Source organism: Virgibacillus sp. M23, from assembly GCF_034190895.1.
GTDB classification, from domain to species: domain Bacteria; phylum Bacillota; class Bacilli; order Bacillales; family Amphibacillaceae; genus Virgibacillus; species Virgibacillus salarius.
The window spans coordinates 46,516-63,126 of record NZ_JAWDHA010000005.1; the positions used below are offsets into that span (position 1 = coordinate 46,516).

Consider the following 16,611-nt stretch of genomic DNA (forward strand, 5'->3'; position numbering starts at 1 on the left):
AGTGAAGGAGGTAGATGACAATCATCCAAGTAGCATTATTGAGTAGATGGCATGTTCACGCGGACGACTACGCGCGTGAAGCAAAGGATAATAAAGCATTAAATATTCAAATGGTCTGGGATGAAGATACAGCAAGAGGTGAGCAATGGGCAAGGGAGTTAGGTGTACCATTCGAAGCGGATTTGGATTGTGTCTGTGCAAATCCATCCATTGATGCTGTTATCGTAACGACACCGACTCATAGACATAAAGAAATACTTATAAAGGCAGCTAAGCATAAAAAGCATATATTTACTGAAAAAGTACTAGCATTAACGGTAAAAGACTGTGAAGCAATTCTAGAAGCTGTCAAAGAGCAAGGCGTTGAAGTGATGCTTTCACTTCCTAGACTTGTAGAAAAAGAGTTTTTGTATGCTGAGAAAGCGCTTGAGCAAGGCTGGCTTGGGAAGCTATCAATGATTCGCTGTCGTCTTGCACATAATGGTGGTGTTATTTATGAAGGAGAAGATCGTGGCTGGCTCCCAGAACGATTTTTCAGAAAGGAACAGACAGGTGGAGGGGCTTTAATAGATCTCGGAGCACATCCCATTTATTTAATGAATCGTTTAGCAGGAGAGGCAGAAGCTCTTTATGCACGTTTACAACAGCAGGAGAGTGATCAAGTGGATGATACAGCTGTCGTCACGGTCGAGTATACGTCTGGAGCATTGGGAGTTATTGAAACGAGTTTTCTTTCACATGGCAGCCCATTTCAATTGGAATTATATGGTACAGAGGGAACTTTACTGGCAGAAGAGGGAGAAGTGAAAATAAAAAGCATGCATGTAAATGAAAATAATTGGACGTTAATGGATGAGCCAATGACTGATAAGCCAAGACCATTGGAGCAATGGGTACAAGCAATTAAAGAACAAAAACAACCAAGCATTACGAAGGATGATTTTATAAAACTTACGTTAATAAATGAAGCATCTGTTCGATCACATCAAGAAGGAAGACGAATTATAATTAACAAAATGTTAACAAAATAATGGTGACATAAGAATTAAAAAACTTAATAGGCGAAGGGGATATACTACAAGATGAAAATCACAGTTTGGAACGAATTTCGTCATGAACAGGAAAATCCAATAGTTGAAGCGATTTACCCCAAGGGTATTCATCATACTATTGCCCGGTTTTTAACGGAAGCAGGTTTTAAGACACAAACAGCTACACTAGATCAACCAGAACATGGCTTAACAAATGAAGTACTAGACAAAACGGATGTTTTGGTCTGGTGGGGACATAAAGCACATGAGGAGGTTGAAGAAGCGATTGCAGAACAGGTAAAGACACGTGTTCTAGAGGGAATGGGGCTAATTGTTTTACATTCCGGACATTTTTCAAAGGTATTTAAAAAGCTAATGGGAACAACTTGTGATTTGAAATGGCGTGAAGCAGATGATAAAGAGCGGCTTTGGGTAGTAGATCCAAGTCATCCAATTACGGAGGGTGTTGGCGAATATGTAGAACTCGAGAAGGAAGAAATGTATGGAGAGCACTTCGATATACCTGCGCCAGATGAATTGGTTTTTGTCAGCTGGTTTGAGGGAGGAGAGGTTTTCCGTAGTGGGGCTACATTTAAACGAGGGCAAGGGAAAATCTTCTACTTTCGACCAGGACACGAAACGTATCCAACCTATCATAATCAAGAAATCCAACGAATTATTACTAATGGTGTGAAATGGGCCGCGAGTCCCAAAAGTAAAAAGCCAACGTATGGTAATAAACAACCGTTAGAAGAAATTTCCAAGAAAGGATAGATTGGAAATGGCATCGTTACGTGTTGCGGTGATTGGCTGTGGAAGTATTGCTAGACATAGACATTTAGTAGAATATCAAGCCAACGATCAAATCGAAATTGTTGCTGTCTGTGATATCATTCATGAGCGAGTTCAAGAGATAGCAATAGACTTTCAAGCGAATGCTTATACAAATTACCAAGAACTGTTGGAGAAAGAGAAGCCCTGTATCTATTGCAGCTTTGGAGGCTGGCTGTCATGTGTTATGTGAGAAGCCAATGGCAACAAGCCCAGAAGAGGCGCAATAAATGATTGCTACTGCGAGTAAATATGGTAAAAAGTTAATGATTGGTCATAATCAACGATTTGTACCTTCTCACCAGAAAGCAAAAGAAATTATTGAAAACGGTGAGTTAGGAAAGATATATAGCTTCCGAACGACATTTGATCATGGCGGACCAGAAGGTTGGAGTATCGATGGGAAAGCGAGCTGGTTCTTCCAAAAAGATCAAGCTTTCATTGGAGCAATGGGTGTACATAAGGCAGATTTAATTCGTTATCTTCTTGGCGAAGAAATTAGAGAAGTAGCTGCCTTTGTGGAGACAAATGCTAAAACGGAGACGGATGTTGATGATAATTCTGTATGTATTCTAAAAACGGAAAGCGGCATTATCGGAACAGCAAGCTGGGCTTTATGTTTCAAAAGAGGATAATGCGACAACGTTTTATGGTGAAAAAGGCATCATGCGTTTAGAAGCTGATTCGAACTATTGTTTTATTGTACATTATGTAAATGGAGAAGTAACCAAGCATGATTTGGGTGGTATTCAATCTAATGAAGCAGGTGGGCAAACCTCAACTCATGTAATGGATCACTTTGTAGGTTCGATTCTTAATGACACAGAACCTCTTATTAATGGCGAAGAAGGACTCAAGTCACTTGACGTAATGTTGACAGCTTTAGAATCTAGTAAAACCAAACAATATTAGAAAAATATAGGAAGGTAAGTTATGGATAAATTACAAGTAGGTTTGATTGGTGTAGGCGGAATCGCCCAAAGTAGACATATTCCAGCGTTTCAAGAATTACAAGAAAGCGTGGAGTTGGTTGCCGTACAAGATGTTAATCAAGAGCGAGCTTTAGAAGTAGCAGCAGCTTATTCGATACCACAAACGTTTGCGCAATATCATGAATTATTCACTGTTGTGGATGCAGTTGTCATTTGTACACCGAATAAGTTTCATGCAGAAATTGCAGTGGCCGCATTGGAAGCAGGTGTTCATGTACTATGTGAAAAGCCGATGGCGATGACGACGGCTGAGTGTGAGCGAATGGTAGAAGCTGCAGATAAAGCAGATAAACAGTTGGCCATCGCTTATCATTATCGGCATACAGATTCAGCACAGCTTGCGAAACAGGCAGTTTTACAGCAGCAAATTGGCGATCCATTGGTAACAAGGGTTCAAGCATTGCGAAGAAGAAAGGTACCTGGTTGGGGGGTTTTTACCAACAAAGAATTACAAGGTGGAGGTAGCTTAATTGATTATGGCTGTCATTTGCTAGATTTAGCAATCTGGTTATTAGGAGATCCGAGGCCTGTCGAGGTTATGGGTACAACATACAATCGATTAAGTAAACTACCGAATCAACTTAACGATTGGGGTAGCTTTGATCATGAAACCTTTAATGTCGATGACCATGTATCTGGCTATATTACCTTTGAAAATGGCATTTCCATGTTATTAGAGTGTTCATGGTCAGCCAATATTAAAGAAGATACAAAGCATCTAAGTATTTCTGGAGTAGATGGGGGGCTAAGTGTCTATCCGTTTGAATTGTATCAACCAAGGCTTGGAACATTTATGAAGAGCGATGCTGAGGTAGAACATAATGAAACTAAGGCTGGATTTGCTCAAGCAGAAAACTTCGTTAATAGCTGCTTAGGGAAAGCGGAATTAGTAGTAAAACCTGAACAGGCATTAAAGGTAACGAAAATTATCGATGCTATTTATCAAAGTAGTAAAACTGGAAGCAGCGTGAAATTAACATAAGAAAGGGTGGAGTGACAAATGAAACTAGGCGTATTTACTGTATTATTTGCAGAAAAATCGTTTGTAGAAATGCTTGATTATGTCGAAGCATCAGGGCTTGAAGCAGTTGAAATTGGAACAGGCGGCAACCCTGGAGCAGCACATTGTAATGTCGACGAACTATTAGCAAGTGAAGAGAAACGAAAAGCATACTTAGATAAAATTCATTCAAGAGGTTTAAAGATTAGTGCATTTAGTTGTCACGATAATCCAGTCTCTCCAAATAAGAATTATGCACAATCCTCTCATAATACCTTTATGAAAACGGTGAAATTAGCGGAGCTTATGAATGTGCCAGTTGTTAATACGTTCTCTGGCACACCAGGTTCCAACGAGGAATCGAAATATCCGAATTGGCCCGTTACACCATGGCCAAACGAATATTCAGATATACTCAAATGGCAATGGGAGAAAAAATTGATTCCTTACTGGAAAGAAGCAGGTCAATTTGCCAAGGATCATGGTGTGAAAATCGGCCTTGAATTACATGCAGGCTTTCTAGTGCATACTCCGTATACGATGCTTAAATTAAGAGAAGCGACAAACGATGCTGTCGGTGCTAATCTAGATCCAAGCCATTTGTGGTGGCAAGGAATCGATCCTGTTGCTGCAATAAAAATTTTAGGAAAAGAAAATGCAATTCATCACTTTCATGCAAAAGATACGTATATTGATCAAGATAATGTTAATATGTATGGGCTTACCGATATGCAGCCATACGCAAGTGTCCAAAGTCGTGCCTGGACTTTTCGCTCTGTCGGCTATGGTCATAGTGAAAAAGAATGGTCCGACATCATTAGTGCGTTACGTACGTATGGGTATGATTATGTAATTAGCATTGAGCATGAAGATCCAATCATGTCCATTGATGAAGGCTTTCAAGCAGCTGTAAAGAACTTAAAAAGGGTAACGATTAAAGAAGCGCCCACCGAGATGTGGTGGGTGTAGTGCGAACAGCCTCACAGCATAGTTGCTGTGGGGTTGTTTGTAGTTGAATAATGATGAAGTTCACAGGGAAAACGCCGAAGTTCACAATTTGAATATTTTTTTCAAAAAGGTAGAATGAAGGTAATACACTGTTGTTTACCCCACATATAACTGACAGTAGGATTCCTAATAATTGAAGTTTCACATCTAATCGTTGTAAAAGAAGGGGGAAATGAAGATGATAGCTGATGGTTTATGGAGTATCATTCCATTTGTAATGCTGATCGCAGGTTTCGTTATTATAAGAAATCGTAAGAGGGCAGGAGTGACAGGGATGAAGACTGCTCTTACGCCTATTTGCTTGTTATTATCCGCATGTATCAATTATGTAGCATACGTGTTTCAGCTAATGGGGATTGCTAGCTGGGGAATTTCCATACTTTTATTAGTACTTGCCGCTTATTTTACGAAACACTTACCAAATGTCCAAACATAAAGAGAAAAAACTAATTGTAATTTGTCATCGGTTAAAACAATATCCGTGAGCTAGGTACTAAATAGATTTAAGCTTTGCTAATGTTTGCAAATCGAGATTAAATTTTTTCTCAAAAAGAAGCCAATGGTCATAAGGATGAAAATGGGTAAAATGATATCTCTTAATATGGTAAGAAATTCTCCCATGCTACTAGCCTCCAATTGCTGCTCATTTAGGAATTATATGTATGAACAAGATTAGTTTTCTCCAACGATAACCTTTCCTGACAATACAAAGAGTTTAAAACATATTTTCTTACTTTTTTATTCTAGTTGTCAATCTATTTTGAAAGATCTTTACAATTCTTCGTACAATAGCTAACATGTATAAAATAGTATGTTCATGCTGAGGGGATGAAGAACGTGCAAAGCTTTACTTATTCAAATACATTAAAACGGTTGCCGCGTCAATTCTTTGCCCATCTTGTGCAGAAGGTTGAGCGGTTAACAGAACAAGGTCATGATGTAATTAATCTAGGTCAAGGAAACCCAGATTTACCTACTCCTATTCATGTTGTCAAGGAATTACAAGAGGCAGCTGAAAATCCTTTGTATCATCAATATTCACCATTTAGAGGCCAATTTTTTCTAAAAGAAGCTATTTCCCAATATTATAGACGTGAATATAATATAAACCTTGACCCAAATACTGAAGTAGCTATTTTGTTTGGGGCTAAAGCTGGTCTAGTAGAAATAAGCCAATGTCTACTTAATCCTGGTGATTTAGCTTTACTACCAGATCCAGGTTATCCAGATTATATGTCAGGTATAGCATTAGCTGATGCAAAGATAGCGTTAATGCCATTACTAGTAGAGAACCATTTTCTACCGGATTATTCTAAAATTTGCAGGAGGAAATGGGAACAGGCAAAGCTGATGTTTTTAAATTATCCGAATAACCCAACGGCAGCACTCGCTAGCAAAGCGTTTTTTGATGAAACAGTTGCTGTTGCAAAAAGATACCATACATGTGTTGTTCACGATTTTGCCTATGGAGCAATGGGATTTGATGGGAAAAAGCCTCAAAGCTTCCTGCAATCTAAAGGAGCAAAGGATGTTGGCATAGAAGTGTATACCTTGTCAAAGACGTATAACATGGCAGGATGGCGAGTAGGCTTTGCTGTTGGAAATCATTCTGTTGTCGAAGGTCTTAATCTCATTCAAGATCATTTGTATGTCAGTATATTTGGTGCAATACAGAAAGCTGCTGAAGAAGCATTGCTTGGAGATCAGTCTGCAGTAGTCAAGCTTGTCAAAACGTATGAACATCGTCGAAATGTCTTTGTAAGCAAACTCCAAGAGATTGGTTGGAGGGTAGAACCTTCGAAAGGAACCTTTTTCGCCTGGTTACCCGTTCCAGAGGGCTTTACATCCGAGTCTTTTGCCGATCTCTTGTTAGAAGAGGCGCATGTTGCGGTAGCTCCAGGGAACGGTTTTGGAAATAGAGGAGAAGGTTATATTCGGGTTGGATTGCTTGTAACTGAGCAACGTCTGGTAGAAGCCGTGGAGAGAATTGGTAAACTCAAACTATTTACAAAGTAGGATTGACAAACAGAGCCAATTTATAATTATTGAGCTTTGTTAAGCAATGGGAGATGACGGCAAAGTAGAACCTTAAAAAAGTAGTAAAACGAACGGAGGTATGGGAAAAGTTAAAAAATGTGTAATTTCCTAAAAAAATCACATAGTAAGAGAGAACAGTCTTATACTGTTCTACTACTTTCCCTAGGAGTGAATTCCAATGGCAGAAAATCGTAATAAGCTAGTAGTACCAAGTGCACAAAATGCGGTGGATGCGTTGAAATATGAAATCGCAAATGAGCAGCATGTTGAGCTTGGAGCTGACACAACTGCACGTGAGAATGGATCCGTAGGGGGCGAAATGGTGAAGCGAATGATAAAAATCGCTGAACAAGATCTCGCTAATCGAAAGTAGTTATATGAAAAAAGGAGGACACTTTTAAGGTCCTCCTTTTTCAGCTTTGGTTTTCTTATGGTACTCCTTAATTATAAGTCATAAGTGTCCTATTCAGCAGGAGATTACCTTTGCATGTAATCTTCTTTGGCGAGGACCATCAAATTCACAAAAATAAACTCCTTGCCATGTACCAAGGACAAGGTCTCCATTTTCAATAATTAGTGTTTGTGCGTGCCCTAAAGTACTTGTTTTTAAATGAGCAGCAGTATTTCCTTCAACATGTTTATCTTGAACGTGATTCCATGGATAAATTTCATCCAAGCGCATTAGCATATCCGACTTCACATCTGGGTCTGCATTTTCATTTACTGTAATTCCGGCTGTTGTATGCATGGACTGTACAACTAAAATTCCATCTCTTATATTATTTTCACCAACCCAGCTTTTTAATTGGGCAGTAATATCGATCATCTCCGAATGTTTTTTGGAAGTAATAGAAAATATTGTATTCATGATACATCATCCTTTCCTTCTTGTTTATAAGTATTATTACGTGAATAGAAGAGGAAAATGAAATAAAAAAAGCGGAAGCACCCGATTAGAAACGTAGTGACCGGAGCGAGTCAACGGAGATAAAGGAATCACGGTGAGCTTGCGAGCCGATGATGACTTATCATAGGGCGATTCGTGAATTCGCATCGTATCTGGGTGCTGGAGCTGGACGCGGCTCAATACGCCCATAATTATCCACATGGGCAAATTTTATTTGAGTTCCTAGACTATAAAAAATATCTGTATAAAATCCGTCGCAGTCATGCCTTATTAGAAAGAATTTAGTGGTCGATATAGAACAGCCCCTTCTGAAGATGAACAAAAGACTACTCTACGTAGACTCCTCGAAAAGGAAGAACGCTTTGTCTGTTCCTCTATAAAACTAATGTCTAACGAGATCAATCATAAATTTGTATCGATCTGCACGGTAAGAGGACTTCACAACTTCTAATGTATGCTTGTTCTCTAAATTAGTCGTTCGTTGCATTAAAAGAATAGGTGCGTTTTTTTCTATTTGTAAATGCGTTACTTCCTCCTCTGTGGCAATAGCTGCTTCGATGACTTGAAAACCGTCCGTGATTTTTAATTGTAAGTTATTCTCAATATACTGATATAGTGAATGCTGAACAATATCTTCCGTAATACCCATTACTAAATTTGCTGGGATATAGGTACGCTCTAATGCCATCGGAATATCTTCAGCTAGCCGAATTCGTTTGATTTCATAGACAGGTGCATATTCCGGAATATTCAACTGTGATGCAAGTTCATTGTCGGCAGGAACAATTTCAAAATGAAGAAGCTTACTGCTCGTTTGCATGCCTCTTGCTCGCATTTCCTCCGTAAAACTCGTAAGGCCATGAAGCTTTTGTTCAAATTTTGGACCCATGACAAAAGTGCCCTTACCTTTAATTCGATAAAGAAGCTGATCATTTACGAGATTAGTAATGGCCTGTCTTACTGTCATTCGACTAATATTATATGTTTCAGCAAATTCACGTTCGGACGGTAGTACATCACCTGGTTTTAAATCATTATTTTCAATTTGTTGCTTAATATATTCCTCCAACTGATGATAGATCGGGATGGGGGAGTTTTTATTAATCATTTTAAGATCTCCTTGAAATCTATATTTACATTTAATATTGAATATATGTAAACAAGTATGGTTTTATTAGGGTTTTCCTCCATTTTGGAGAGTGTCCTAAGCGAGCTATATTGGACGCTCTTTTAACGGAAGTTATTTTTCATGTTTCTTTAGATGGGTAATGTTACTTAGCTTTTTAGGCATATATTTTTAGAATAGCACCCAATTATATAGTTGTCTAGCGAAGTTGTTGTTTTTAATAGAAAATTATAAATAATTAAAGCGTTTATAAAAATATATTGGTATATGTACCTATATAAATAATTTAGGACGTAGTGAATCAAGTCAATGGAGGCAAAATTTCTTCATATATACGGAATTTCTGCACTCATTTTTACGGAAAATCATAAATTCAGTTGACGATTACTATTCATTGGAGTCCTTTATCATGGGTAATAGTTACTGCAAAACTAAAAATTGTACGGAACCAATTTTGCATCGGCTTTCAAGAGTTCGCTTTACATAAAGCAGTTAGTTGTTTTGATTAGGTATTGAGCTGGTAATTAAGCTGATCATGATAAATGGTGCTAGTAAAATGATATAACAAACTTATTTGAATAGATGATAACGATTATTTTTTTATCCCGCATATAACTGGCAGTAAGCCCCTCGCTTCAAGCAATAAAGAGAAAGCAATCTGGATAAGTGTGGGGTGGACTGCCAGTAAATGTCCGATTGGTTTCAGGGCCTTAGGCCATACCCTCGTGGTACTAACCATCCGTAGAAGATAAATAAGACTCTCAACTAATTGAAATTCCACTTTATAAATATTGACATTTTTCAGAAAACTGGTACTATCGGTATAGACAACTAAATGTTACTTTAGTTGTATTATTTGTAATAACAAAACAAGGGGGAAATCATGTTGGAAAAAAGGAGTATTTGTTTTTTACTATTTGTTATGTCAATCTGCGTACTACTTCTTGCTGCTTGTACCGGTGATGAAAATACTGATTCATCAGGGGAATCAAACGGTAAAGAAGCCAACGCAGAGGAAGATGTTGAATTAAGAGTTGTTACTACAATGGCAGGTACCGATCCAGCAGGAGAAGTATTCGAGAAGCTTTTAGAAGAGTTTAAAGCTGATAATGAGCATGTTTCGATTATTAATGAATCGCAATCTGCTGATGCAGGAACGATACGTACTAAAGTAAATACTGATTTTACGTCAAATAATGAACCAGATCTTATGTTTTATTTTAATACAGTAGATGCTGAAGGAATTATTGAAGCTGGTAAAGTAGTGAATTTGGAAGAGGCTGAAGGTGTTGATCTTTCAAATTATGATTCCATGCTAGAACAGCAACGTCGTGAAGATGGGAATATTTACGCTGCACCACAAACTGGATTTTATGAAGGATTATTTGTAAATAAGAAGTTATTTGAGGAACATGGTGTTGAACTACCAACCACATGGGAGAAATATGAAGAGGCAATTAAGAAATTTGCAGAGACAGATATTATTCCAGTAGCCGCATCTACCGAAGATTCTTATTATGTAGTTGAACATTATGCACTAGCAGCAGGTGGAATTGAAAATTATAACGCGAGCTTGGCTGATCAAAATGTTGCATGGGCAGAAGGCTTGGATAAGATTGGGGAACATGCTGAAATGGGAGCGTTCCCAGAGGACGCAGGTACAATTGACTTATCCATCGCTGCCAGCCTATTTCATCAGGAACAAGCTGCGATGCTTTTCGAAGGATCATGGGCTTGGGGGGCAATGCCTGAGGAGATTGCTGAAAATATAGCTGTATTACCAATGCCGGTATATGGTGATGGAGGCTCTACTGGTGATGTTGTAGGTGGTGCTTCACAGGGATGGTTCATCAGTACCAAGGCTTATGAAGATGATAAAAAGCGTGATGCAGTTGTTGAGCTTTTTAACTTCTTAACATCTGAGGAAAATATTGTACGAATTGCAGAAGCTACTGGACAGGTTCCTGCGAAGGGAGCATTAACAGATCTACCAGAAAATATCGCTGCAGGTCATAAAATGGTAGAGGAGGCGAATGCAGTTGCTTCACCAATTAATGATAGGATTTTACCTGAAGCATTTACGCATATTCGTACAAGTGTACCACAAATTGTTAGCGGTGAGAAAACAGGTAAACACGTTCTGGAGGAGGCTGCTGCTCTAGAGTAAATAATCAAAATGTTTGAATAGAAGCAGCAACTGTTTAGTTCCAGTAGTAAGTGGATATATACTGACGATAAAGAAAGCGCTGTCTGTGGAAAGGGAGTATATTTCAAATGGCCAGGAAGAGGGTCTGGGGCGAAGCAAAAATAGTTAACCCAAAAGCCGAATTTTGATACGAAGCGCAGTATTTTGCTGGAGCCATGATAGAACCTGTTTCAAGTAAACAAATAATCCGAATTGATTCAGGTGAAATCGTTCTTATTATTATGTGAATAAAAAACACATTTGTCTCAGCCTCCTCCTGCAAATAAAATCAAAAAGGGGTTTATTATGAAGGGTGATAGATTAGTTATATTTCTTTTTTTAGCACCTGCTTTTTTAATTTCAGCAATCTTTTTGTATTATCCTTTTTTTGAAAATATTGTTCAAAGTTTTTATAACACCGATGGTTTTTTTAATTCTAAATTTATCGGTTGGGATAACTACAAAAGACTTTTTGAAGATGAGATTGCAATTGGTGCAACGTTAAATTCATTAGAATTAATGCTGTATGTAGCTGTTTTCCAGGTAGGTATTGCTTTGGTATTAGCTGTAATGGTTGACTCCATAAAACACGGTGTTCGTTTCTTTCGTACAACCTTCTTCTTTCCAATCGTTATTTCTGGTGCTGCTATCGGGCTACTATTCACATTAATTTATAATCATCGAAATGGATTACTTAATGAAATATTAGTGAGATTAGGGTTTGATAGAGTGCTTTGGCTTACAGAACAATCTTCGCTTTATATGGTTGCTATTCCTACAATTTGGAGTTATGTAGGGTTTTACTTTTTAATCATATTAACAGCAATTGAAAAAATTCCAGATGATTACTACGAAGCAGCGAAGCTGGAAGGTATAACAGGTTTTCAACGAATGACCAAATTAACGATTCCACTTATCGTCAGTGACTTAAAAACATGTCTAGTACTAGCGATTACAGGTGCTCTGAAGATATTTGAACTAGTTTATATTATTACAAGAGGAGGACCAGCAAGATCCTCCGAGGTACTGGGTACATATATGTATCAAAAAGCCTTTAATGATGGTGCGATTGGTTACGGAGCAACATTAGCGGTGCTGATGGTCGTAATTGGGCTTTCTCTAGCATTTTTAACAAACAAGCTTTTGGGTAATAAAGATGAAGTAACATATTAAAGATGCTTAACAGGTATAAATTAGCAATGATTTTTTGAACCTTATTAATTAGAAAAAGAGGTGAAAAGATTTGCGTACAGAAGTTAATAGACTTACATTTTGGGAAAAATTTCAAGGTCGATTCTTTTCAAAATCGAAGTATGGAAAACTTTTTATATACACCATTCTTATTATATGGTCGATTTCAACCATCTTCCCACTAGTCTGGGTATTTTTAAACTCCTTTAAACCATCAAGAGAAATCATTACAGATACATTTAAACTACCAACTGATCCAACATTGCAGAATTATATCAATGCATTTGATACAATAGATATCGGTAGAAGTTATCTGAATAGTTTTATTATGTCTGGTTCAGTTGTTTTTTTTGTATTATTCTTTGGTGGATTAGCAGCCTTCGTAATGGCTCGATTAAGCTTCCGGTTACGCGGGGCATTACAGACGATATTAGTTATGAGTCTATTAATTCCAGCATTTGCAACTATCGTGCCCGTTTATCGGATGATGATAGATTTAGAGCTTGTTAATACGCACTTGGCATTGATTATTCCGCAAACAGCAGGAAATCTTCCGTTTGCTATCTTGGTCATTAGTGGCTATATGGCTACCATACCTAAAGAATTAGAAGAAGCTTCATTAATGGATGGTTGCAGTCGCTGGAAGATGTTTACGAAAGTGTTCTTACCTGTTTCGCTCCCGATATTTGGTACAGTAGGGACCTTCGTCTTTTTATGGTCATACAATGATTTGTTCACATCTCTTGTATTAGTTGAACAAGAACATGTTCGGCCAATTGTTGTATTGCTATCACATGTTAGCTCTCAGTATGGGACAGATTATGGATTAATGACAGCTGCTATAGCTATGACAGTAGTCCCAGTCATTATCTTTTACTTATTTGCACAAAAAACAATTGAAAAAGGTGCAACCTCAGGTGCAGTAAAAGGATAAACGTAGGATTACACGGACACTTTGGCACATATAATCTCTAACTAAGTTATAAATTTAGATGTTAGCATATTCTATAATGGAAATTGGAGGAATTAGTTATGAAGCTAATGCTGAAAGGCGCTACAAATAATCTGTTATCTGCAATAAAAGAATTACAATCAGATTTGAATTTTGAATTAGCAGAAGATGGTATCCCTATTTTAATTAAACAAGCTGATAAAGGGTTGTCAGTTTCATTAAAGAATGGTCAAGGGGAAATTGTCTATGATAAGAAAGCGGCTTTCTTCAGAGGATTAGGCTTGTTGTTAGAGAACTATGCTCGGTCAAAAACATTCCATATTGAAGAGGATGCACAGTTTGAAACTATTGGTCCAATGTTTGACCTATCACGAAACGCAGTAATGAAACCAGAACGATTTGAGGATATGCTTCGTAAGCTAGCACTAATGGGCTTTAATTCTGCAATGCTATACATGGAGGATGTATATGAAATTGAAAGCCAACCATATTTCGGTTATATGAGGGGAAGGTATTCTCTAGATCAATTAAACCAGCTGGATGATTATGCCCATCAATTTGGTATTGAGCTTATACCATGTATTCAAACACTTGCTCATTTAGAGGAATTTTTAAAATGGAGTGATGCAAGTGGATTAAAGGATACGCGCGGTGTACTGTTAGTTGAAAGTGAAGCTACCTATACATTTGTTAGAGACATGATAGAGTCAGTAACGAAGCCTTTCCGAAGTAAGCGAATTCATATTGGTATGGATGAAGCAGAAGAACTTGGGAGAGGCGTGTATCTAAATAAATTCGGACATAAAGATAGATTGGAATTAATGACTAGTCACCTGAATAGAGTGCTTGAAATTGTGGACGAAAATGGACTGATGCCAATGATGTGGAGTGATATGTTCATGAAGCTTGCCTCTAAAACGGGGGATGCCCATTATGATTTAATGACTGAAATTCCTGATGAAATAATTGAAGCAACACCGAAGAATGTTACCCTCATGTATTGGGATTATGCACATACGAAGAAGGAAGAATATCTGGCAATGATGAAAAAGCACAAAGCATTCGGAAGGAAGCCTGCCTTTGCAGGTGGAATATGGGTTTGGAATACATTTGCCACAAATTATGGCTTGTCTCTTGGGGCAAGTGATGCGGCATTACAGGCTTGTAAACAAGAGGGTATTCAAGACGTATTTGTAACGCTATGGGGAGATGACGGTTATGAAAATAATTATTTTTCAGCAATGTTAGGGTTACAATTATATGCTGAGCATGCGTATGCACGAACGTTGGATAGAAGCAAGCTTCATGATCGGGTGAAGTTTTGCACCGGTATTGATGCAGAGACTTACCTACTATTAAATGAGCTTGATGCCATACCTGGTGTAGATCCAAATAATAAGGAACAAACGAATCCATCAAAATTTTTACTATGGCAAGATGTATTATTGGGTTTATTTGATAAACATGTGGAAGGACTTGATTTATATTCCCACTACAAAGCATTAGCAAACAAGATACGTGTATCAAGAGATGGAAATAATGCGTTGGATTATATTTTTGATGTCCCAGAAAAGTTGGCTGAATTGTTGAGTGTGAAAGCAACGATCGGTGTACAATTAAAAGCAGCCTATGATAGAGGGGATAACAAAGAATTAAAGCATATTGCAGATCAGGTACTTCCTGAAATAATAGATAAAGCAGAGGTGTTACGTTTGGCCCATCGTAAACAATGGCTACATATGCATAAGCCGTTTGGCTGGGAAGTAATTGATATTCGCTACGGTGGCTTAAAGTCAAGGCTGGAAACTGCTATTTATCGAATTAATGAGTATGTAAGTGGAGAAATCGATTTTATTGACGAATTGGAACAAAAAAGATTGTATTATCATGACATTGAAAACTCTACAGGCTTAGGATGGTCAAGTTATTATTATCGGATGGCATCACCTAATGTATTCTTTCACGTACTGCCAATTTAAGGATAGAAGGAGGGATACATATGGAAACTAGTTCTCGAGCTTATCACGTATATGTAGGTACTTATGGCACTGAACATGATCATTCCTTACACGTACTATCCCTGCAAACAAGTAATCTAAATTTAAGATATTTGTCAGCTGTTAAAGGGATAAGGAATCCTTCCTACCTTACTGTAAATAGCACGCAAGATGTAGTATATGCTTGCAGTGAAGTAGAGGATGGTGAAGTGGTTTCGTATCGTATAAATGAAGCTGATCATAAGCTAACCGAACAAAGCAGACAGAAAACAGCTGGAAATGGTCCGTGTTATGTAACATTGAGTACAGACGAAACGCATTTATTAACCGTGAATTATGGTGAAGGAACTACTACTGTACATCAGGTATTAAAAGATGGCTCGCTGGGTCTTTTAACGGATAAAGTAGTCTATAAGCAAGGTTCCCATCCGCATACCATTATGTCTATTCCGAAGTCGAAGAAATATGTTGTAACGGATTTAGGTCTAGATAGGCTCTATCTCTATGAATTTAATGAACAGCAAGGTAAACTGATACTACTATATGATTTAAAAGCCAATGCTAAATCAGGGCCGAGACATATAGCGATTGCGGACAGTCATCGGAAAATATATGTTGTCAATGAATTTAATTCAAAAGTTGCGGTCTATCAATATGATGCTTCCATTACTAAGCTAGAGCTTATCCAAGAAGTTCGGACGATTCCGAAAAGCTTTGAAGGTGTTAATTATGCTGCAGATATTCACATTTCTCATGATATGTCCTATTTATATGTTTCTAATCGCGGTCATCACAGTATTGGTATTTGTAAAATAGATAGTAACGGATTATTAACAGATGCTATCTGTGTATCCTCAATAGGTGAATGGCCTCGTAATTTTACATTGATACCGAATGAAAATTTGCTCTTGGTAGCAAATGAGCATTCTAATACAATCGTACTTATGAAGCTCGGGAGAGATGGAATTCCAACGTATACAGGAATTGAGTATCCGATTAAATCACCAGTTTGTTTGAAAGCTTTACCTACTATTTAAGATGCGAACTTAAAGAAAAGAGAAGAGGATATAAAAACTTCGAGCTACTATCCGAGGATACGGGTTACCCTCTGGATAGTAGCTCTTCGTAAGTGCTTTGTTAGACAAAGTTAAATGGAATCATGTAATTTGCATAGCTTTAGAGCATGATTTAGCATAAATGAAGAGATTGAGAGATAGCGAGACAAATAATATTAAAACCTATACTTTCTAATTGACGGTGATCTCTTGGCTCAGCTAACATTGCTACCATGATGCACTTAGACGAATGCGGCCTTGGATTCACAAATTATTCCTACTCTATACCGCATAACTGG

The 16,611-nt window shown here is 37.8% G+C and carries 14 protein-coding genes and 1 pseudogene; 13 read left to right on the top strand and 2 right to left on the bottom strand.

Translation table 11 applies throughout. The annotated features are described in order from the left end of the window. Positions 1 to 14 precede the first annotated feature (14 nt). The 8 genes and pseudogenes from RVS70_RS03150 (at position 15) to RVS70_RS03185 (ending at position 7,272) form a co-directional block, all read left to right on the top strand. Positions 15 to 1,031, top strand: a complete 1,017-nt coding sequence (locus tag RVS70_RS03150; protein ID WP_321132492.1) for a Gfo/Idh/MocA family protein — start codon at positions 15 to 17, stop codon at positions 1,029 to 1,031. Between the two features lie 51 nt (positions 1,032 to 1,082). After that, positions 1,083 to 1,805, top strand: coding sequence for a ThuA domain-containing protein (locus tag RVS70_RS03155; protein ID WP_026682316.1), 723 nt, complete (start codon positions 1,083 to 1,085; stop codon positions 1,803 to 1,805). 7 nt (positions 1,806 to 1,812) lie between these two features. Next, positions 1,813 to 2,774 (top strand): annotated as a pseudogene (locus tag RVS70_RS03160) (Gfo/Idh/MocA family protein). A 21-nt stretch (positions 2,775 to 2,795) separates the two neighbouring features. After that, entirely contained in the window at positions 2,796 to 3,836 is a 1,041-nt protein-coding gene (locus RVS70_RS03165) for a Gfo/Idh/MocA family protein (RefSeq protein ID WP_026682317.1), read from the top strand. A gap of 18 nt (positions 3,837 to 3,854) precedes the next feature. Beyond that, positions 3,855 to 4,823 (top strand): sugar phosphate isomerase/epimerase family protein, encoded by a 969-nt coding sequence (locus RVS70_RS03170; protein WP_121603841.1) that lies wholly within the window; start codon positions 3,855 to 3,857, stop codon positions 4,821 to 4,823. Between the two features lie 217 nt (positions 4,824 to 5,040). After that, positions 5,041 to 5,298: a hypothetical protein gene (locus tag RVS70_RS03175; protein ID WP_051388398.1), complete on the top strand. Its 258-nt coding sequence runs from the start codon at positions 5,041 to 5,043 to the stop codon at positions 5,296 to 5,298. 401 nt (positions 5,299 to 5,699) lie between these two features. Beyond that, positions 5,700 to 6,878 carry a pyridoxal phosphate-dependent aminotransferase gene (locus RVS70_RS03180; RefSeq protein WP_026682320.1) on the top strand — a complete coding sequence of 393 codons (1,179 nt, stop codon included), beginning with the start codon at positions 5,700 to 5,702 and terminating at the stop codon, positions 6,876 to 6,878. Positions 6,879 to 7,077: 199 nt separating this feature from the next. Then, complete coding sequence (locus RVS70_RS03185; RefSeq protein ID WP_026682321.1) at positions 7,078 to 7,272, top strand: alpha/beta-type small acid-soluble spore protein; 195 nt, start codon at positions 7,078 to 7,080, stop codon at positions 7,270 to 7,272. A gap of 93 nt (positions 7,273 to 7,365) precedes the next feature. Here RVS70_RS03185 and RVS70_RS03190 read toward each other — a convergent pair whose 3' ends face one another. Both RVS70_RS03190 and RVS70_RS03195 read right to left on the bottom strand, forming a co-directional pair. Then, the gene (locus tag RVS70_RS03190) at positions 7,366 to 7,767 is read right to left on the bottom strand and encodes a secondary thiamine-phosphate synthase enzyme YjbQ (RefSeq protein ID WP_121603839.1); all 402 of its coding nucleotides are present in this window, start codon (positions 7,765 to 7,767) and stop codon (positions 7,366 to 7,368) included. 421 nt (positions 7,768 to 8,188) lie between these two features. After that, positions 8,189 to 8,914 carry a GntR family transcriptional regulator gene (locus RVS70_RS03195; protein WP_121603838.1) on the bottom strand — a complete coding sequence of 242 codons (726 nt, stop codon included), beginning with the start codon at positions 8,912 to 8,914 and terminating at the stop codon, positions 8,189 to 8,191. Between the two features lie 901 nt (positions 8,915 to 9,815). Here RVS70_RS03195 and RVS70_RS03200 point away from each other — a divergent pair. From RVS70_RS03200 to RVS70_RS03220, 5 genes are all read left to right on the top strand, one after another. After that, positions 9,816 to 11,099, top strand: coding sequence for an ABC transporter substrate-binding protein (locus RVS70_RS03200; RefSeq protein WP_026682091.1), 1,284 nt, complete (start codon positions 9,816 to 9,818; stop codon positions 11,097 to 11,099). Between the two features lie 324 nt (positions 11,100 to 11,423). After that, complete coding sequence (locus tag RVS70_RS03205; protein ID WP_026682090.1) at positions 11,424 to 12,290, top strand: carbohydrate ABC transporter permease; 867 nt, start codon at positions 11,424 to 11,426, stop codon at positions 12,288 to 12,290. 70 nt (positions 12,291 to 12,360) lie between these two features. After that, positions 12,361 to 13,242 carry a carbohydrate ABC transporter permease gene (locus RVS70_RS03210; protein ID WP_026682089.1) on the top strand — a complete coding sequence of 294 codons (882 nt, stop codon included), beginning with the start codon at positions 12,361 to 12,363 and terminating at the stop codon, positions 13,240 to 13,242. A 98-nt stretch (positions 13,243 to 13,340) separates the two neighbouring features. Further along, positions 13,341 to 15,239, top strand: coding sequence for a beta-N-acetylhexosaminidase (locus RVS70_RS03215; RefSeq protein WP_321132493.1), 1,899 nt, complete (start codon positions 13,341 to 13,343; stop codon positions 15,237 to 15,239). A gap of 20 nt (positions 15,240 to 15,259) precedes the next feature. Beyond that, a complete protein-coding gene (locus RVS70_RS03220; RefSeq protein WP_051388369.1) occupies positions 15,260 to 16,294 on the top strand; it encodes a lactonase family protein in 1,035 nt (344 codons plus the stop codon). Positions 16,295 to 16,611: the final 317 nt, after the last annotated feature.